This is a genomic window from Streptomyces geranii (assembly GCF_002954775.1).
Taxonomy (GTDB): Bacteria; Actinomycetota; Actinomycetes; order Streptomycetales; family Streptomycetaceae; genus Streptomyces; species Streptomyces geranii.
This window is the reverse complement of record NZ_PJME01000060.1, coordinates 19,986-36,862: the sequence shown is the minus strand read 5'-3', so window position 1 is coordinate 36,862 and position 16,877 is coordinate 19,986. Positions and strand designations below refer to the sequence as shown.

Sequence of the window (16,877 nt, the reverse complement as noted above, 5' to 3'; positions counted from 1 at the left end):
CGTAGGTACCGGCTACCTCAGTGGTTGCGCGGGAAGCCCAGGTCCACGCCCGAAGGGCCGTCCGCCGGGTCCGGCCAGCGGGTCGTGACGACCTTGCCCCGCGTGTAGAAGTGCGTGCCGTCGTTGCCGTAGATGTGGTGGTCGCCGAAGAGGCTGTCCTTCCAGCCGCCGAAGCTGTGGTAGCCCACGGGGACCGGGATCGGGACGTTGACGCCGACCATGCCGGCCTCGACCTCCAGTTGGAAGCGGCGGGCGGCGCCGCCGTCGCGGGTGAAGATCGCGGTGCCGTTGCCGAAGGGGGAGGCGTTGATCAACGCCAGGCCCTCCTCGTACGTGTCGACGCGCAGGACCGTCAGGACCGGGCCGAAGATCTCGTCCTGGTAGGCCTTCGCCGTCGTCGGGACCTTGTCCAGGAGGGAGATGCCGATCCAGTGGCCGTCCTCCAGGCCGTCGACCCGGTACGCGCTGCCGTCCAGGACGACCTCCGCGCCCTCCGCCGCCGCGCCCGTGACGTACGACGCCACCTTGTCGCGGTGGGCCTTCGTGATCAGGGGGCCCATCTCCGACGTCGGGTCGTTGCCGGGGCCGATCTTGATCTTCTCCGCGCGCTCGCGGATCTTGTCCACCAGCTCGTCGCCGATCGCGCCCACCGCCACCACCGCCGAGATCGCCATGCAGCGCTCGCCCGCCGAGCCGTAGGCCGCCGACACCGCGGCGTCCGCCGCCGCGTCCAGGTCCGCGTCCGGGAGGACCAGCATGTGGTTCTTGGCGCCGCCCAGGGCCTGGACTCGCTTGCCGTTCGCCGAGGCCGTGGTGTGGATGTAGCGGGCGATGGGCGTTGAGCCCACGAACGAGATCGCCTTGACGTCCGGGTGCTCCAGCAGGCGGTCCACCGCTACCTTGTCGCCGTTGACGACGTTGAAGACGCCGTCCGGCAGGCCCGCCTCGGCGAGCAGTTCGGCGAGCTTGATCGCCGTCGACGGGTCCTTCTCCGACGGCTTCAGGACGAAGGTGTTGCCGCACGCGATGGCGATGGGGAACATCCACATCGGCACCATCGCCGGGAAGTTGAACGGCGTGATGCCCGCGACGACACCGAGGGGCTGGCGGATGGACGAGACGTCCACGCGCGAGGCGACCTCCGTCGACAGCTCGCCCTTCAGCTGCACCGTGATGCCGCACGCCAGTTCGACGATCTCCAGGCCTCGGGCCACCTCGCCGAGCGCGTCGGAGTGCACCTTGCCGTGCTCCGCCGTGATCAGCTCGGCGATCGCGTCGCGGTTGGCGTCCAGCAGCGCGCGGAACTTGAAGAGGATGGTGCTCCGCTTGGCCAGCGACGCCTTGCCCCAGGTCGCGTACGCGTCCTTGGCCGCCGCTACCGCCGCGTCGACCTCGTCGACCGTCGCGAACGCGACGTTCGTGGTGACCGCGCCGGTCGCGGGGTCGGTGACCGGCCCGTACGTGCCCGACGCGCCCTCGACGGACTTGCCGCCGATCCAGTGGTTGACGATCTTCGTCATGCCCAGGTTCTCCTTCACAGCAAATGGCGGCGTCGGGTTGAGACGTGCCGTTCGTACAGCTCACGTGCCTTGACCGCCGACGGGCGGGTCGCGGTCTCGGCCACAGGAACATCCCACCAGGCCTGCGCCGGAGGCGGGCCCGACACTGTGTCTGCCGTTTCCGTCTCGACGTAGACACAAGTGGGAGTGTCGGCGGTACGGGCCTCGGCGAGCGCCGCCCGCAGCTCCCGTACCGTCTTCGCGCGCAGGACGCGCATGCCCAGGCTCGCCACGTTGGCGGCCAGGTCCACGGGCAGTGGAGCACCCGTGTACGTACCGTCGTCCGACTGGTAGCGGTAGGCGGTGCCGAAGCGCTCGCCGCCCACCGACTCCGACAGTCCGCCGATGGACGCGTAGCCGTGGTTCTGGATCAGGAGGAGCTTGATCGCGATCCCCTCCTGTACGGCCGTCACGATCTCCGTCGGCAGCATCAGGTACGTGCCGTCGCCCACCAGCGCCCATACGGGACGCTCGGGCGCCGCCAGTTTCACACCGATCGCGGCCGGAATCTCGTACCCCATGCAGGAGTAGCCGTATTCCAGGTGGTACTGGTCCCGCGACCGGGCGCGCCAGAGTTTGTGCAGGTCACCGGGGAGCGAACCGGCCGCGTTGATGATGACGTCCGACTCGTCGGCCAGCTCGTCCAGCGCGCCGAGGACCTGCGACTGCGTCGGGCGTACGTCCGGTTCGTCGGCCTCGTAGGCCGCGTCGACGCGCTGTTCCCAGCGTTCCTTGTCCTCGGTGTACTCGCTCACGTACCCGTCCGCGACCCGGTGCCCGTGCGGCGCCAGGGCCTCCGTCAGCTGCTCCAGGGCGCTGCGGGCGTCCGCGATCAGCGGGGCGGCGGAGAGCTTGTGGCCGTCGTACGGGGCGATGTTGAGGTTCAGGAAGCGGACTTCCGGGGACGCGAAGAGGGTGTTGGAGGCGGTGGTGAAGTCCGTGTAGCGGGTGCCGACGCCTATCACCAGGTCTGCCAGGCGGGCGAGTTCGTCCGCCGTGGCCGTTCCCGTGTGGCCTATGCCGCCCACGTCCTGCGGGTGGTCGTGGCGCAGGGAGCCCTTGCCCGCCTGGGTGGAGGCGACCGGGATGCCGGTCGCCGCGGCGAACTCGGCCAGCGCCTCTTCGGCTCGGCTGTGGTGGACTCCGCCGCCCGCGACGATCAGGGGACGACGGGCGGTACGTATCCGCCTTACCGCTTCCGCCAGTTCGGCCGGATCGGCGGCCGGGCGGCGTACATGCCACACGCGCTCGGCGAAGAACTCGTCCGGCCAGTCGTACGCCTCGGCCTGAACGTCCTGCGGGAGCGCGAGAGTTACGGCTCCCGTCTCAACCGGGTCGGTGAGGACCCTCATTGCTTGCAGCGCCGCCGGGATCAGTGCCTCGGGGCGCGTCACGCGGTCGAAGTAGCGGGACACCGGACGCAGGCAGTCGTTGACCGATACGTCGCCCGCGTACGGGACTTCGAGCTGCTGGAGGACCGGGTCCGCCGGGCGGGTGGCGAAGGTGTCGCCGGGGAGGAGCAGGACCGGGAGGTGGTTGATCGTGGCGAGCGCGGCGCCGGTGACCAGGTTGGTCGCGCCGGGGCCGATCGACGTCGTCACGGCGTGCGTGGAGAGGCGGTTGGACTGACGCGCGTAGCCAACTGCCGCGTGCACCATGGACTGTTCGTTGCGGCCCTGGTGGAACGGCATGTCCGCGCCGTACTCGATGAGCGCCTGGCCGAGGCCGGCGACGTTCCCGTGGCCGAAGATGCCCCAGGTCGACTGGATCAACCGGCGGCGGACGCCGTCCCGTTCGGTGTACTGGGCGGCCAGGAAGCGGACCAGCGCTTGCGCGACGGTCAGACGGGTGGTCATCGGTATCCCTCCGAATGGTCCGGGTGGAAGCAGATCCGCCACTCCCGCGTCTCACCCGGGCCCGCCATGACGTTGAGGTAGTACATGTCGTGGCCGGGCTGGGCGATGGACGGGCCGTGCCAGCCGTCGGGTACGAGGACGGCGTCGCCGGAGCGGACCTCCGCGAGGACGTCTGATCCGCCCTCACGGGAAGGGGATACGCGCTGATAGCCGAAACCGTTCGGGCCGTCGATCTCGAAGTAGTAGATCTCCTCCAACTCGGCTTCCACACCCGGCACATGCTCGTCGTGCTTGTGCGGCGGGTACGAGGACCAGTTGCCGCCGGGGGTGATGACCTCGACGGCGATCAGCTTGTCGCAGTCGAAGGCGTCGGCGGAGGCGAAGTTGCGGACGTGCCGCAACTGGCTGCCGCTGCCGCGTACTTCGACCGGGACCTCCGGCGCGGGGCCGTAGCGGGCGGGGAGTCTTCGCCCGCACCTCGCTCCTGCCAAAGCGAAGCGGCCTCCCGCGCCGGAGGCGATCTGTACCCGGGCGTCGCGGGGAACGTACGCGAAGTCGGTGACCGACGCGAACACGCTTTCCCTGCCCAGGAGTTGGAACTCTTCCTGTTCGGCCCGCACGGTGCAGCCGCCTGCCAGCGGAAGCACGATCCACTCGCTGTCCCCGGTGGCGAAGGTGTGCGTACCGCCCGGCTCCAGCTCGACGATCCGGAGCGCGCTGTAGTCCCAGCCCGCCTTCCCGGGGTCGATGTCGACGGCGTACTCGGCCGTGCCCGCGGTCCCGCGCGGGACGTACAACTCGGTGCCCATGCCCACCCTCACAGCAGTCCGACGGCGGTGTCCACGGCCGCCGCCACATCGCCGACCGCCGGGTACAGCAGCGAGCGGCCGACCACCAGGCCCTGCACGGTGGGGAGTTGGAGCGCGCCACGCCACTTCTCGTAGGCGCCCTCCTGGTCGTCCCCGACCTCGCCGCCGAGGAGCACGGCGGGCAGGGTGGAGGTCTGCATGACCTCGGCCATGTCGTCCGGGTTCTCGGTGACGGGGACCTTCAGCCAGGTGTACGCCGAACTGCCGCCCAGGCCCGAGGCGATGGCGATGGACTTGGTGACGGCCTCGGCGGAGAGGTCGTTGGCCAGCTTGCCGTCGGGGCCGCGCCTGCTGATGAACGGCTCGACGAACAGCGGCAGTTGGCGCTCGGCCATGGCGTCGATCGCGTGGGCGGTGGACTCCAGGGTGGTGAGGGAGCCCGGGTCGTCGTAGTCGATGCGGACGAGGAGCTTGCCCGCGTCGAAGCCGAGGCGGGCCATGTCCTCGGGGCGGTGGCCGGTGAAGCGGTCGTCGAGTTCGAAGGTGGCGCCGGAGAGGCCGCCGCGGTTCATCGAGCCCATGACGACCTTGCCGTCGAGCGCGCCGAGGAGCAGCAGGTCGTCCAGGATGTCGGCGGTCGCGAGGACACCGTCGACGCCGGGGCGGGAGAGTGCCAGGCACAGGCGTTCGAGCAGGTCGGCGCGGTTGGCCATGGCCAGCTTGCGGTTGCCGACGCCGAGGGCGCCCCGGGCCGGGTGGTCGGCGGCGACGATCATCAGCCGGCCGGATTCCCCGAGGAGCGGGCGCCGGGTGCGGCGGGCGGCGGCCTCCGCGATGGCCTCGGGGTGCCGGGCGCGGGTGGTGGCGAGGGCGGAGATGTCCACCGGGGCAAGGGGCGCCGGGGGTGCAGGAGGCGTAAGGGGGTTGATGTCTTCGCCTGCCGGTGCGGTGGCGCTCACAGAACCGCTCCCGCCGCGAGCGCCGCCTCGACCTCGGCCGGGGTGGGCATCGCCGACGAGCACTCCAGGCGGGAGGCGACGATCGCGCCGGCCGCGTTGGCGTGGCGCATGATGCGCTCCAGGTCCCAGCCTTCGAGCAGGCCGTGGCAGAGGGAGCCGCCGAAGGCGTCGCCGGCGCCGAGGCCGTTGAGGACGTTCACCGGGAGCGGGGGCACCTCGGCGCTCTCGCCCTTGCTGTTGACGGCGAGAACACCCTTCGGGCCCTGCTTGACGACCGCCAGTTCGACTCCGGCGTCCAGGAGGGCGCGGGCGGCGGCATGCGGTTCGCGTACGCCCGTCGCCACCTCGACCTCGTCCAGGTTGCCGACGGCGACGGTGGTGTGGCGGAGGGCCTCGACGTAGAAGGGCCGGGCTTCCTCCGGGTCCTTCCAGAACATGGGGCGCCAGTCGAGGTCGAAGACCGTCGTACCGGACTTGGCGCGGTGGGCGAGGGCGGCCAGGGTCGCCGTGCGGCTGGGCTCCTCGCTCAGGCCGGTGCCCGTCACCCAGAAGATCTTCGCCTCGCGGACCGCGTCGAGGTCCAGCTCGTGGACGTCGATCTCAAGATCCGGCGCCTTGGGCTGCCGGTAGAAGTACAGCGGGAAGTCGTCCGGCGGGAAGACCTCGCAGAACGTGACCGGGGTGTTCAGGTCCGGGACGGACGTGACCCAGCGGTCGTCGACGCCGAAGTCGCGCAGGGCGTCGTGGAGGTAGCGGCCGAAGGCGTCGTCGCCGGTGCGGGTGATCACCGCGGTGCTCCGCCCGAGGCGGGACGCGGCGACCGCGACGTTCGTCGCCGATCCGCCGAGGAACTTTCCGAAGGTCGTCACCTGGGCGAGCGGCACACCGGTCTGCAGTGGATACAGGTCCACTCCGATCCGCCCCATGGTGATCAGGTCGTACCCCATCGACTTCCCTTCACTGCTGCTTCGCGACTTCGCCGGCTCTGCGCCGTCTCTGCGCTGCTTCTTCGCTGCTGCTTCGCTACTTCTTCGGCTCACGCGGCTCGCACAACGGTTCCGCAGACAGGTCTAGCCCGCCTCCCGGAGCCCTGTCAATACTTTGTCCGGACATTCGGACCAGACCTTGACACGCGTCCCGGGATCGGCTGAAGCTGACGCCCATGACTACGTTGTCGCCTCAGTCCCCTTCCTCCCAGTCGGGTTCCCCGCTGACGCGCATCAGGATCGGCTCGGCGCCCGACTCCTGGGGCGTGTGGTTCCCGGACGACCCCAAGCAGGTTCCCTGGCAGCGCTTCCTCGACGAGGTCTCGCAGTCCGGCTACGAGTGGATCGAGCTGGGCCCCTACGGGTACCTGCCGACCGACCCCGCCGTCCTCACCGAGGAGACGGCCAGGCGCGGCCTGAAGGTGTCCGCCGGCACCGTCTTCACCGGGCTTCACCACGGCGAGGCCGTCTGGGAGAAGACCTGGGCGCACGTCGCGGACAACGCGGTGCTCGCGCAGGCCATGGGCGCGTCCCACCTGGTGGTCATCCCGTCCTTCTGGCGGGACGACAAGACCGGTGAGGTGCTGGAGCCGGACACCCTGACGCCCGAGCAGTGGCGCAACCTCACCACGCTCACCGAGCGGCTCGGCCACGAGGTGCGGGAGCGGTACGGCCTCCAGATCGTCGTCCACCCGCACGCCGACACCCACATCGACAGCGAGGCGAACGTCACACGCTTCCTCGACGGCACGGACTCGTCGCTCGTCTCGCTGTGCCTGGACACGGGCCACTACGCCTACTGCGGCGGCGACAGCGTCAAGCTGATCGAGACCTACGGCGAGCGGATCGGCTACCTGCACCTCAAGCAGGTCGACCCCGAGATCCTCGCGGACGTACGGGCGAACGAGGTGCCGTTCGGTCCGGCGGTGGCACGGGGTGTCATGTGCGAACCCCCTGCCGGGGTGCCGGAGTTGGGGCCGGTGCTGGCTGCTGCGCAGAAGCTGGATGTGGAGCTTTTCGCGATCGTGGAGCAGGACATGTATCCGTGCGAGCCGGACAAGCCGCTGCCCATCGCGCAGCGGACCCGGGCGTTTCTTCGGTCCTGCGGGGCGTAGCGCTCCACGGGCGGGGTGGTACGGGGTAGTCGGGCGACTGCGGGGCCGTCGTGGCCGGTCGCGCAGTTCCCCGCGCCCCTGCAGGGCGCCGCCTAGCGGCGTGCGCCCCTCAGGTCAACTCACCACTCCGACCCTCGGGCGCGCGCCTTTGCGTTGCTTGTGTCACAAAGACCGCCCTCTCGTCACACATGTCGCGTGTACGCGGGTTCCGCGCTACGCCACGTCAACAGTCGATTACCCAGGGTCACCATCAGGCGTTCACCGGGCAAAGGCTTTGTGATCGCCAAGCGCGGCGTCCGGCTCCCCCGACGGCCGACCCTGGCCGACCCCGTGACGTACGCGCAGGGAGGTGCACCGATGACCGACCGACGGCTGTGGTCGTACAAAGAGATCGCCGCACACATCCGCGTCCAGCCCGACACCGTCCGCTCGTACCGCAAACACGGCCTGCTGCCCCCGCCCGACCACGTGGAGGCCGGAAAACCCTTCTGGTACGCCGACACCGTACGGGCGTGGGTCGCGGCGCGGCCTGGCAATCGGGGACGCCGGGACGACTGATCCCGGCCCCGCACACCACAGCGGGCCCTCGCACGGCTGACGTGCGAGGGCCCGCCGTCGTACGTCAGCCGCCCGACACCACCGCCCCGTCGGCCAGCGTGTTATCTGCTTGCGCGGACATCGGCCGGTTGCCGAGGATCCGGGCATGGACTTCTCCGTCAAGCCCGTCCTCACCGGTGAGCGGGCCGTGCTGCGGCCGTTCACCGAGGCCGATGCCGAGGTGATGGCCGAGATCATCGAGGACCCCGAGGTCGTCCGCTTCACCTTCGAACCGGACACCGTGATCACGATGGACGGCCTGCGCTCCTGGTACGGCTCGCGGTCCGCCCAGACCGACCGTCTCGACCTCGCCGTGACCGACCGGGGCACCGGCGAGGTCGTGGGCGAGGTCGTGCTGTACGAGTGGGATCCGGGCGCCCGCAGTTGCACGTTCCGTACGTTGATCGGGCCGCGAGGGCGTGGCCGCGGGCTCGGGACCGAGGCGACTCGGCTGATCGTGGGGTACGGCTTCGAGCGGCTCGGGCTGCATCGGGTCGAGTTGCAGGCGTACGCCGACAATCTGCGGGCGTTGCGGGTGTACGAGAAGGTGGGGTTCGTGGTGGAGGGGGTTCGGCGGGAGGTTCAGGTGCGGGGTGGGGAGTGGGTCGACGAGGTGCTGATGGCTGTGCTTGAGGGGGAATGGGCGGGGCTGGAATAGGGTTTCTCGCCCCCGACCTCCACAGCGAACGGGTGGGTGGGCGGGCGGGAAAAACACAACCCGAGCCGCACCTCACCGCCACGGCTCGATCACCCTCACCCCCGCCCCCACCCCCGCTCCCATCTCCCCCAGCGCCCCCGGCGCCTCCTCCAGCGGGATCGTGGACGTCACCAGCAGGTCCGGGCGCAGTGTGCCCGCGTGGACCAGTTCCAGCATCGGGGCGTAGGTGTGGGCCGCCATGCCGTGGCTGCCCAGGAGTTCCAGTTCCAGGGCGATCGCGCGGGCCAGCGGGACGGGGGTCGTGCCGTCGGGGGACGGGAGCAGGCCCACCTGGATGTGGCGGCCCCTGCGGCGCAGGCCGTTCACCGAGGCCGCGCAGGTCGTCGGTGAGCCCAGTGCGTCCAGGGACAAGTGGGCGCCGCCGGACGACAGTTCACGTACCGCCGCCGCCGTGTCACCCGTCGTCGCCGCGTTCACGCACTCCGCCGCGCCGAACTTCCGCGCCAGTTCGAGGGCCCCGGGGGAGACGTCCACCGCGACCACCCTCGCGCCGGCCGCCGCCGCGATCATCACCGCCGACAGGCCCACCCCGCCGCAGCCGTGCACCGCCACCCACTCCCCCGCCGCCACCCGGCCCTGCTGCACGACCGCGCGGTACGCCGTCGCGAACCGGCAGCCCAGGGAGGCCGCGGTGGCGAACGACATCCCCTCCGGCACCGCGACCAGGTTCACGTCCGCGTGGTCCAGCGCCACGAACTCCGCGAACGAACCCCAGTGCGTGAACCCCGGCTGGGTCTGCCGCTCGCACACCTGCTGGTCCCCCGCCGCACAGGACGCACAGCTCCCGCACGCGCACACGAAGGGCACCGTCACCCGGTCGCCGGAGCGCCAGCCCGTCACGCCCGCGCCCACCGCCTCCACCACACCGGCGAGTTCATGGCCGGGCACGTGCGGCAGCGCGATGTCCGGGTCGTGGCCCATCCAGCCGTGCCAGTCGCTGCGGCACAGCCCGGTGGCCTCGACACGCACCACGACTCCGTGCGGCGCGGGCACCGGGTCCGGCACCTCCCGGACCTCGGCCGGCTCCCCGAACCGCTCGAACACGACCGCACGCATACGTCCTCGCCCTCATCGCCGCCGTCGACTCCTTGCCGGAGATCTTGCCACCGCCGCCGAACGAGTACCCCCCAGGGGTATAGTAGAGTCGGACTCATCAGACTCGTACGTCACGCTGACGCCTCGAAGAGGAGCAACGACATGACCGCTCAGACCGACACCCCGGGTTCCGTCACCGCCGTCTACAAGGTGACCGGCATGAGCTGCGGACACTGCGAGGGGTCGGTGTCCGGGGAGATCTCCGAGCTGGCCGGGGTCACCTCCGTGCAGGCCGTCGCCTCCTCCGGCGAGGTCACCGTGGTGTCCGAGGCGCCGCTCGACGAGGCCGCCGTCCGCGCCGCCGTCGACGAGGCGGGCTTCGAGCTGGTCGGCCGGGTCTGACCGCACGGACTGATGGACTGACGGACGGACGGCGATCATGACCAGTACCGGTACCGAGACCCCGATAGCCACTCCCCACCAGGTCGAGCTGGTCATCGGCGGGATGACCTGCGCCTCGTGCGCGGCCCGCGTCGAGAAGAAGCTCAACCGCATGGAGGGCGTCCTCGCCACGGTCAACTACTCGACGGAGAAGGCCCGGGTCTCGTACGCCGACGGGGTCGCGGTCGACGATCTGATCGCCACCGTCGTCAAGACCGGGTACACCGCCGAGGAGCCTCCCCCGCCGGTCACGGTCGCGGCGGAGTCCTCCTCCGACGGGTCGGACGGCGACGACCCCGAGCTGGCCGGGCTCCGGCAGCGGCTCGTCGTCTCCGTGCTGCTCGCCGCGCCCGTCGTCCTGATGTCCATGATCCCCGCGCTCCAGTTCGACAACTGGCGCTGGCTGGCGCTCGCGCTCGCCTCGCCGGTCGTCGTCTGGGGCGGACTGCCGTTCCACCGGACCGCGTTCACCAACGCCCGGCACGGCGCGGCCACCATGGACACCCTGGTCTCGGTCGGTACGCTCGCCGCCTTCGGCTGGTCCCTGTGGGCACTGTTCTGGGGCGACGCGGGCAAGCCTGTGATGCCCGGCATGGAGGGCATGGAGGGCATGAGCGTGCGGGAGAGTTTCTCCTTCACCGCCTCCAGTGCCGGTGGCACCTCCGAGATCTACCTCGAAGTCGCCGCCGGAGTCGTCGCGTTCATCGTCCTCGGCCGCTATCTGGAGGCCCGCGCCAAGCGCCGCTCCGGTGCCGCGCTGCGGGCGCTCATGGAACTCGGCGCCAAGGATGTGTCGTTGCTGCGCGGTGGGCGTGAAGTGCGCGTTCCCGTCGGCGAGTTGGCGATCGGCGACCGGTTCGTCGTACGGCCCGGGGAGAAGGTCGCCACCGACGGCACCGTCGTCGAGGGCGTCTCGGCGGTCGACGCCTCGATGCTGACCGGCGAGTCGGTGCCGGTCGATGTCGGCGTCGGCGACGCCGTCACGGGCGCGACCGTGAACGCCGGGGGCCGGCTGGTCGTCGAGGCCACCCGGGTCGGCGCGGACACCCAGCTCGCGCGGATGGCCCGGCTGGTCGAGGACGCGCAGAACGGCAAGGCCGAGGTGCAGCGGCTCGCCGACCGGATCTCCGGGGTCTTCGTGCCGGTGGTGCTGCTGATCGCGCTCGGTACGTTCGGCACCTGGCTCGGCGTGACCGGCGACACCACGGCCGCGTTCACCGCCGCCGTCGCCGTACTGATCATCGCCTGCCCCTGCGCCCTGGGGCTCGCCACCCCGACCGCCCTCATGGTCGGCACCGGGCGCGGGGCGCAGCTCGGCATCCTCATCAAGGGCCCCGAGGTCCTGGAGTCCACCCGCCGCGTCGACACGATCGTCCTCGACAAGACGGGCACGGTGACCACGGGCCGGATGAGCCTCCAGGAGGTCTACGCCGCCGAGGGCGCCGACGAGAAGCAGGTGCTGCGGCTCGCGGGCGCCCTCGAACACGCCTCCGAGCACCCGGTCGCCCGGGCCATCGCCGCCGGGGCGGAGGAGCGCGTCGGGACGCTGCCGGCGGCCGAGTCCTTCGAGAACGTGCCGGGAAGGGGCGTACGCGGGCGGGTGGACGGGCACGAGGTGGCCGTCGGGCGGCTCGTGGACGGGCTGCCGGGGCCGCTCCCGGAGGAACTGGCCCGAGTGAAGGCCGAGGCCGAGAGCAGGGGACGTACGGCCGTGGTGGTCGCCTGGGACGGGGCGGCGCGCGGTGTGCTCACCGTCGCCGACGCGGTCAAGGAGACCAGCGCCGAGGCCGTCCGGGAGCTGCGCGCGCTGGGGCTCACGCCGGTGCTGCTGACCGGGGACAACCGGGCGGTCGCGGAGGCGGTCGCGAAGGCGGTCGGCATCGAGCAGGTGATCTCCGAGGTGCTGCCGGAGGAGAAGGTCGACGTCGTACGACGGCTGCAGGGCGAGGGGCGGAGCGTCGCGATGGTCGGCGACGGTGTGAACGACGCGGCTGCGCTGGCCACCGCCGATCTGGGACTGGCGATGGGGACGGGCACGGACGCGGCGATCGAGGCGAGCGATCTGACGCTGGTGCGCGGGGATCTGCGGGTGGCCGCCGACGCGATCCGGCTGTCCCGGAAGACGCTCGGGACCATCAGGGGCAACCTGGTGTGGGCCTTCGGGTACAACGTGGCCGCGCTGCCGCTGGCCGCCGCCGGGCTGCTCAACCCCATGATCGCGGGGGCGGCGATGGCCTTCTCCTCGGTGTTCGTGGTGACGAACAGCCTCCGACTGCGTACGTTCCGCTGACATCGGCCCCGGGACGGCCGAAGTTACCGGCAGTTACGACCAAGTCGTTGCCTAAGTCCCTATGGAGTCCCACGCGAGCCTCACATAAGCTCTTCACAAGGCTCGCGCATCATCCTTACGCTTGGGTCCCGGTCGCGACAACCGGGATCTGGCGTATTCAGGGGACCGATGCGGGAGACGCAGATCACAGTGGTGTGAACGTAACCATCGAAGGGCTTCAAAGGTCTAAGTTGGCGATGTCAGACCAGCGTCTTGGGGGGCGCGGGCTGACGTCTGAGGGTGTCTTGGGGGACGTCCTCGGAGATGCGTTGCCGGGACACGTACACCGGGAAGCTTGAGCGGCCCACCCCAGCGTGCGCGTCCCGGCAGACCGCACACCGCAGGAGTGCGACGAGTTTTGCTCGTTCTGCTCAGTACAACAACGGCTGCCCCGGCGGCCCGCACAGCAACACCAGTGATAGCGAATTCAGGCGCTGTCCTCTCGAACGCCCGGCCGGATCCCGTGGGGGGAATCCGCACCGGGACATGGGAAGGCGCCCTGTACGCCGGCCCGTGGGGGGACCGTCGGCAGGGCGCCTTCCGCTTTTCCGGCTTTTTACCGCTGCTCTACGGGGACGAAGTCCCGCTCCACCACGCCCGTGTAGATCTGGCGCGGGCGCCCGATGCGCGAGCCGGGCTCCTTGATCATCTCGTGCCACTGGGCGATCCAGCCCGGGAGGCGGCCGAGGGCGAACAGGACCGTGAACATCTCCGTCGGGAAGCCCATCGCGCGGTAGATGAGGCCCGTGTAGAAGTCGACGTTCGGGTAGAGGTTGCGCGAGACGAAGTAGTCGTCGGAGAGCGCGTGCTCCTCCAGCTTCAGCGCGATGTCCAGCAGCTCGTCGGACTTGCCGAGGGCCGAGAGGACGTCGTGCGCCGCCGCCTTGATGATCTTCGCGCGCGGGTCGAAGGACTTGTACACCCGGTGGCCGAAGCCCATCAGGCGGACGCCGTCCTCCTTGTTCTTCACCTTGCGGATGAAGGAGTCGACATCGCCGCCGTTGGCCTTGATGCCCTCCAGCATCTCCAGGACGGACTGGTTGGCGCCGCCGTGCAGCGGGCCCCAGAGCGCGGAGATACCGGCCGAGATCGACGCGAACATGTTCGCCTGCGAGGAGCCGACCAGCCGGACCGTCGACGTCGAACAGTTCTGCTCGTGGTCGGCGTGCAGGATGAGCAGCTTGTCGAGGGCGGAGACGACGACCGGGTCGAGGTCGTACTCCTGCGCCGGCACCGAGAACGTCATACGGAGGAAGTTCTCGACGTAACCGAGGTCGTTGCGCGGGTAGACGAAGGGGTGCCCGATCGACTTCTTGTACGCGTACGCGGCGATCGTCGGCAGCTTGGCGAGCAGCCGGATCGTCGAGAGGTTGCGCTGCTTCTCGTCGAACGGGTTGTGGCTGTCCTGGTAGAACGTCGACAGCGCGGAGACGACCGACGACAGCATCGCCATCGGGTGGGCGTCGCGCGGGAAGCCCCGGTAGAAGTTCTTGACGTCCTCGTGCAGCAGGGTGTGCTGCGTGATCTCGTTCTTGAACACGGAGAGCTCGTCCACCGTCGGCAGCTCACCGTTGATCAGCAGGAACGCCACCTCAAGGAAGGTGGAGCGCTCGGCCAGCTGCTCGATCGGGTAGCCGCGGTAGCGGAGGATGCCCTGCTCACCGTCGAGGTAGGTGATCGCGGATTTGTAGGCGGCGGTGTTGCCGTAGCCGCTGTCCAGAGTCACCAGACCGGTCTGAGCGCGGAGCTTCCCGATGTCGAAGCCCTTGTCGCCGACGGTGCTGTCGATCACCGGGTAGGTGTACTCGCCATCGCCGAACCGCAGTACTACAGCGTTGTTTGTCTGCTCGCTCACGTCATCCCTCACCGACGTTGTGCCTCTTCTTCGAGGTGCCCTGACTGTCTCTACCATCCCCCATTTGGCGCAGGAGAGTGCACTCGGGGTCGACCATTGGGCCTATTGGCGGCACTGAGTGCCGCCAACGTAATCATCCTGCCCCTCTTCGCCCTGGTTCCGGAAGTGTCCTGTGACCTTTGTGACTCATTTGATCGATCATTTTTCGCGATCACTCCGGCCCCTGGAACGGCCGCTCCGGCTACGAGCGCAGCCTGAAGTCCAGTGCCGTGCAGCGCCGTCCCGCCGACACCGTGCGCACCGCCTGGCCTATCGCCTTGCGTGAACCGACCAGGACGACGAGTTTCTTCGCCCGGGTGACGGCCGTATACAAAAGGTTGCGCTGGAGCATCATCCACGCGCCCGTGGTCACCGGGACGACCACCGCGGGGTACTCGCTGCCCTGGGAGCGGTGGATGGTCACGGCGTAGGCGTGGGTGAGTTCGTCCAGCTCGTCGAAGTCGTACGGCACCTCCTCGTCCTCGTCCGTCAGCACCGTGAGGCGCTGTTCCACCTCGTCCAACGACGTCACGACGCCGACCGTGCCGTTGAAGACGCCGTTCTCGCCCTTGTCGTAGTTGTTGCGGATCTGGGTGACCTTGTCGCCGACCCGGAAGACCCGGCCGCCGAACCGCTTCTCGGGGAGGTCCGGGCGGCCCGGTGTGATCGCCTGCTGGAGCAGCCCGTTGAGGTTGCCGGCGCCCGCGGGACCCCGGTGCATCGGCGCGAGCACCTGGACGTCCCGCCGGGGATCGAGGCCGAACTTGGCCGGAATTCGCCGTGCGGCCACGTCGACGGTGAGGCGGCCGGCCTCCTCGGTGTCGTCCTCGACGAAGAGGAAGAAGTCCTTCATGCCGTCGGTGACCGGGTGCTGCCCGGAGTTGATCCGGTGCGCGTTCGTCACCACGCCCGACTGCTGGGCCTGCCGGAAGACCTTGGTGAGGCGGACCGCGGGGACCGGGCTGCCCTCGGCGAGCAGGTCCCGCAGGACTTCTCCCGCGCCGACGCTGGGGAGTTGGTCCACGTCCCCGACGAACAGCAGGTGCGCGCCCGGCGCGACCGCCTTCGCCAGCTTGTTGGCGAGCAGCAGGTCCAGCATCGAGGCCTCGTCCACGACCACCAGGTCGGCGTCCAGCGGGCGGTCCTTGTCGTAGGCCGCGTCCCCACCCGGCTTCAGTTCGAGCAGGCGGTGGACGGTGGAGGCCTCGGCGCCGGTGAGTTCGGCGAGGCGCTTGGCGGCGCGGCCGGTCGGGGCGGCGAGGACGACCCTGGCCTTCTTGGCGCGGGCCAGCTCCACGATCGAGCGGACCGTGAAGGACTTGCCGCAGCCCGGTCCGCCGGTGAGGACGGCGACCTTCCGCGTCAGCGCGAGCCGGACGGCCGCCTCCTGCTCGGGGGCGAGATCGGCCCCCGTACGCCCCTGGAGCCACTGCAGGGCCTTGTCCCAGGCCACGTCGTGGAAGGCGGGCATACGGTCCTCGGCGGTGCGCAGGAGGCGGGACAGCTGGGCGGCGAGGGAGACCTCGGCGCGGTGGAAGGGGACCAGGTAGACCGCGGTGACCTCCTCGCCGTCCGGGCCGGGGACCTTCTCCCGTACGACCCCGGGGTCGCCGGAGTCCTCGTCCGGCAGGGCGAGTTCGGCGAGGCACTCGATGACCAGGCCCGTGTCGACCTGGAGGAGCTTCACCGCGTCCGCGATCAGGCGTTCCTCGGGGAGATAGCAGTGGCCCTGGTCGGTGGACTGCGAAAGGGCGTACTGGAGGCCCGCCTTGACGCGCTCGGGGCTGTCGTGCGGGATGCCGACGGACTGGGCGATCTTGTCGGCGGTGAGGAAGCCGATGCCCCAGACGTCGGAGGCGAGGCGGTAGGGCTGGTTCTTCACGACCGAGATCGAGGCGTCGCCGTACTTCTTGTAGATGCGCACGGCGATGGACGTGGAGACCTCGACGCTCTGGAGGAAGAGCATGACCTCCTTGATCGCCTTCTGCTCCTCCCAGGCCTCGGCGATCTTCTTCGTCCGCTTGGGGCCGAGACCCGGCACCTCGATGAGCCGCTTGATCTCCTCCTCGATGATCCGCAGGGTGTCCAGGCCGAAGTGCTGGGTGATCCGGTCGGCGAAGATCGGCCCGATGCCCTTGACCAGGCCCGAGCCGAGATAGCGGCGGATGCCCTGGACGGTGGCGGGCAGGACCGTCGTGTAGTTCTCGACCGTGAACTGCTTGCCGTACTGCTGGTGGGAGCCCCAGCGGCCCTCCATCCGCAGGGACTCGCCGACCTGGGCGCCGAGCAGCGAGCCCACGACGGTGAGGAGGTCTCCGGCGCCCCGGCCGGTGTCCACCCGGGCGACCGTGTAGCCGTTCTCCTCGTTGGCGTAAGTGATCCGCTCCAGGACGCCTTCGAGGACGGCCAGGCGCCGCTCCCCCTGTGCCGTCCCCTTCGCACCGCCCGCCCGCATCGACATGATCCGACGCTACCGCCCGGCACCGACAGCCCGCCGGGGCCTGTGGACAACCGCCGTCGTTCTGCGGACATCCCTCGTCGTCTGTGGACATCCCCCTTCCATCACGATCCGGTCTCGG

Annotated in this window: 13 protein-coding genes; 5 read left to right on the top strand and 8 right to left on the bottom strand. The window is 70.1% G+C overall.

The genetic code is table 11. The features are described from left to right. Window positions 1-17: 17 nt before the first annotated feature. The 5 genes from mmsA to iolC all read right to left on the bottom strand — a co-directional run bounded on the left by mmsA (window position 18) and on the right by iolC (window position 6,130). Window positions 18-1,520 carry a CoA-acylating methylmalonate-semialdehyde dehydrogenase gene (mmsA, locus tag CW359_RS39500; protein ID WP_105975066.1) on the bottom strand — a complete coding sequence of 501 codons (1,503 nt, stop codon included), beginning with the start codon at window positions 1,518-1,520 and terminating at the stop codon, window positions 18-20. 14 nt (window positions 1,521-1,534) lie between these two features. Then, window positions 1,535-3,415 (bottom strand): 3D-(3,5/4)-trihydroxycyclohexane-1,2-dione acylhydrolase (decyclizing), encoded by a 1,881-nt coding sequence (gene iolD, locus CW359_RS39495; RefSeq protein WP_105975065.1) that lies wholly within the window; start codon window positions 3,413-3,415, stop codon window positions 1,535-1,537. Further along, window positions 3,412-4,224 carry a 5-deoxy-glucuronate isomerase gene (gene iolB, locus CW359_RS39490; protein WP_105975064.1) on the bottom strand — a complete coding sequence of 271 codons (813 nt, stop codon included), beginning with the start codon at window positions 4,222-4,224 and terminating at the stop codon, window positions 3,412-3,414. Before iolB ends, iolD begins: the two co-directional genes overlap by 4 nt. An 8-nt stretch (window positions 4,225-4,232) precedes the next feature. Then, a complete protein-coding gene (locus CW359_RS39485; protein ID WP_105975063.1) occupies window positions 4,233-5,108 on the bottom strand; it encodes a Cgl0159 family (beta/alpha)8-fold protein in 876 nt (291 codons plus the stop codon). A gap of 71 nt (window positions 5,109-5,179) precedes the next feature. After that, a complete protein-coding gene (iolC, locus tag CW359_RS39480; protein WP_105975062.1) occupies window positions 5,180-6,130 on the bottom strand; it encodes a 5-dehydro-2-deoxygluconokinase in 951 nt (316 codons plus the stop codon). Between the two features lie 215 nt (window positions 6,131-6,345). Here iolC and CW359_RS39475 point away from each other — a divergent pair, with 215 nt between their 5' ends. The 3 genes from CW359_RS39475 (at window position 6,346) to CW359_RS39465 (ending at window position 8,539) form a co-directional block, all read left to right on the top strand. Continuing rightward, on the top strand, window positions 6,346-7,284 hold the full coding sequence (locus CW359_RS39475; protein ID WP_105975061.1) for a sugar phosphate isomerase/epimerase family protein: 939 nt from the start codon (window positions 6,346-6,348) through the stop codon (window positions 7,282-7,284). 357 nt (window positions 7,285-7,641) lie between these two features. Continuing rightward, window positions 7,642-7,842 (top strand): helix-turn-helix transcriptional regulator, encoded by a 201-nt coding sequence (locus CW359_RS39470; RefSeq protein ID WP_105975076.1) that lies wholly within the window; start codon window positions 7,642-7,644, stop codon window positions 7,840-7,842. A 145-nt stretch (window positions 7,843-7,987) separates the two neighbouring features. Then, window positions 7,988-8,539, top strand: a complete 552-nt coding sequence (locus CW359_RS39465; RefSeq protein WP_105975060.1) for a GNAT family N-acetyltransferase — start codon at window positions 7,988-7,990, stop codon at window positions 8,537-8,539. Between the two features lie 72 nt (window positions 8,540-8,611). Here CW359_RS39465 and CW359_RS39460 read toward each other — a convergent pair whose 3' ends face one another. Next, on the bottom strand, window positions 8,612-9,655 hold the full coding sequence (locus tag CW359_RS39460; protein WP_105975059.1) for a zinc-dependent alcohol dehydrogenase family protein: 1,044 nt from the start codon (window positions 9,653-9,655) through the stop codon (window positions 8,612-8,614). 141 nt (window positions 9,656-9,796) lie between these two features. Between CW359_RS39460 and CW359_RS39455 the strand changes: the two genes are divergently transcribed. Further along, window positions 9,797-10,036 carry a heavy-metal-associated domain-containing protein gene (locus tag CW359_RS39455; RefSeq protein ID WP_105975058.1) on the top strand — a complete coding sequence of 80 codons (240 nt, stop codon included), beginning with the start codon at window positions 9,797-9,799 and terminating at the stop codon, window positions 10,034-10,036. Window positions 10,037-10,073: 37 nt separating this feature from the next. Further along, window positions 10,074-12,365 carry a heavy metal translocating P-type ATPase gene (locus tag CW359_RS39450; protein WP_105975057.1) on the top strand — a complete coding sequence of 764 codons (2,292 nt, stop codon included), beginning with the start codon at window positions 10,074-10,076 and terminating at the stop codon, window positions 12,363-12,365. Between the two features lie 595 nt (window positions 12,366-12,960). On the opposite strand, the gene CW359_RS39445 is transcribed toward CW359_RS39450, so the two are convergent. Together CW359_RS39445 and recD2 are read right to left on the bottom strand one after the other, a co-directional pair. Beyond that, window positions 12,961-14,259 (bottom strand): citrate synthase, encoded by a 1,299-nt coding sequence (locus tag CW359_RS39445; protein ID WP_105975056.1) that lies wholly within the window; start codon window positions 14,257-14,259, stop codon window positions 12,961-12,963. 241 nt (window positions 14,260-14,500) lie between these two features. After that, on the bottom strand, window positions 14,501-16,759 hold the full coding sequence (recD2, locus tag CW359_RS39440) for an SF1B family DNA helicase RecD2 (RefSeq protein ID WP_105975055.1): 2,259 nt from the start codon (window positions 16,757-16,759) through the stop codon (window positions 14,501-14,503). Window positions 16,760-16,877: the final 118 nt, after the last annotated feature.

What these genes read in the sequence shown, in the direction of transcription:
- mmsA (WP_105975066.1), bottom strand. Translation starts at nt 1,520, where the DNA reads ATGACGAAGATCGTCAACCACTGGATCGGCGGCAAGTCCGTCGAGGGC.
- CW359_RS39475 (WP_105975061.1), top strand. Translation starts at nt 6,346, where the DNA reads ATGACTACGTTGTCGCCTCAGTCCCCTTCCTCCCAGTCGGGTTCCCCG.
- iolB (WP_105975064.1), bottom strand. Translation starts at nt 4,224, where the DNA reads ATGGGCACCGAGTTGTACGTCCCGCGCGGGACCGCGGGCACGGCCGAG.
- CW359_RS39450 (WP_105975057.1), top strand. Translation starts at nt 10,074, where the DNA reads ATGACCAGTACCGGTACCGAGACCCCGATAGCCACTCCCCACCAGGTC.
- CW359_RS39465 (WP_105975060.1), top strand. Translation starts at nt 7,988, where the DNA reads ATGGACTTCTCCGTCAAGCCCGTCCTCACCGGTGAGCGGGCCGTGCTG.
- CW359_RS39460 (WP_105975059.1), bottom strand. Translation starts at nt 9,655, where the DNA reads ATGCGTGCGGTCGTGTTCGAGCGGTTCGGGGAGCCGGCCGAGGTCCGG.
- recD2 (WP_105975055.1), bottom strand. Translation starts at nt 16,759, where the DNA reads ATGTCGATGCGGGCGGGCGGTGCGAAGGGGACGGCACAGGGGGAGCGG.
- iolC (WP_105975062.1), bottom strand. Translation starts at nt 6,130, where the DNA reads ATGGGGTACGACCTGATCACCATGGGGCGGATCGGAGTGGACCTGTAT.
- CW359_RS39455 (WP_105975058.1), top strand. Translation starts at nt 9,797, where the DNA reads ATGACCGCTCAGACCGACACCCCGGGTTCCGTCACCGCCGTCTACAAG.
- CW359_RS39470 (WP_105975076.1), top strand. Translation starts at nt 7,642, where the DNA reads ATGACCGACCGACGGCTGTGGTCGTACAAAGAGATCGCCGCACACATC.
- iolD (WP_105975065.1), bottom strand. Translation starts at nt 3,415, where the DNA reads ATGACCACCCGTCTGACCGTCGCGCAAGCGCTGGTCCGCTTCCTGGCC.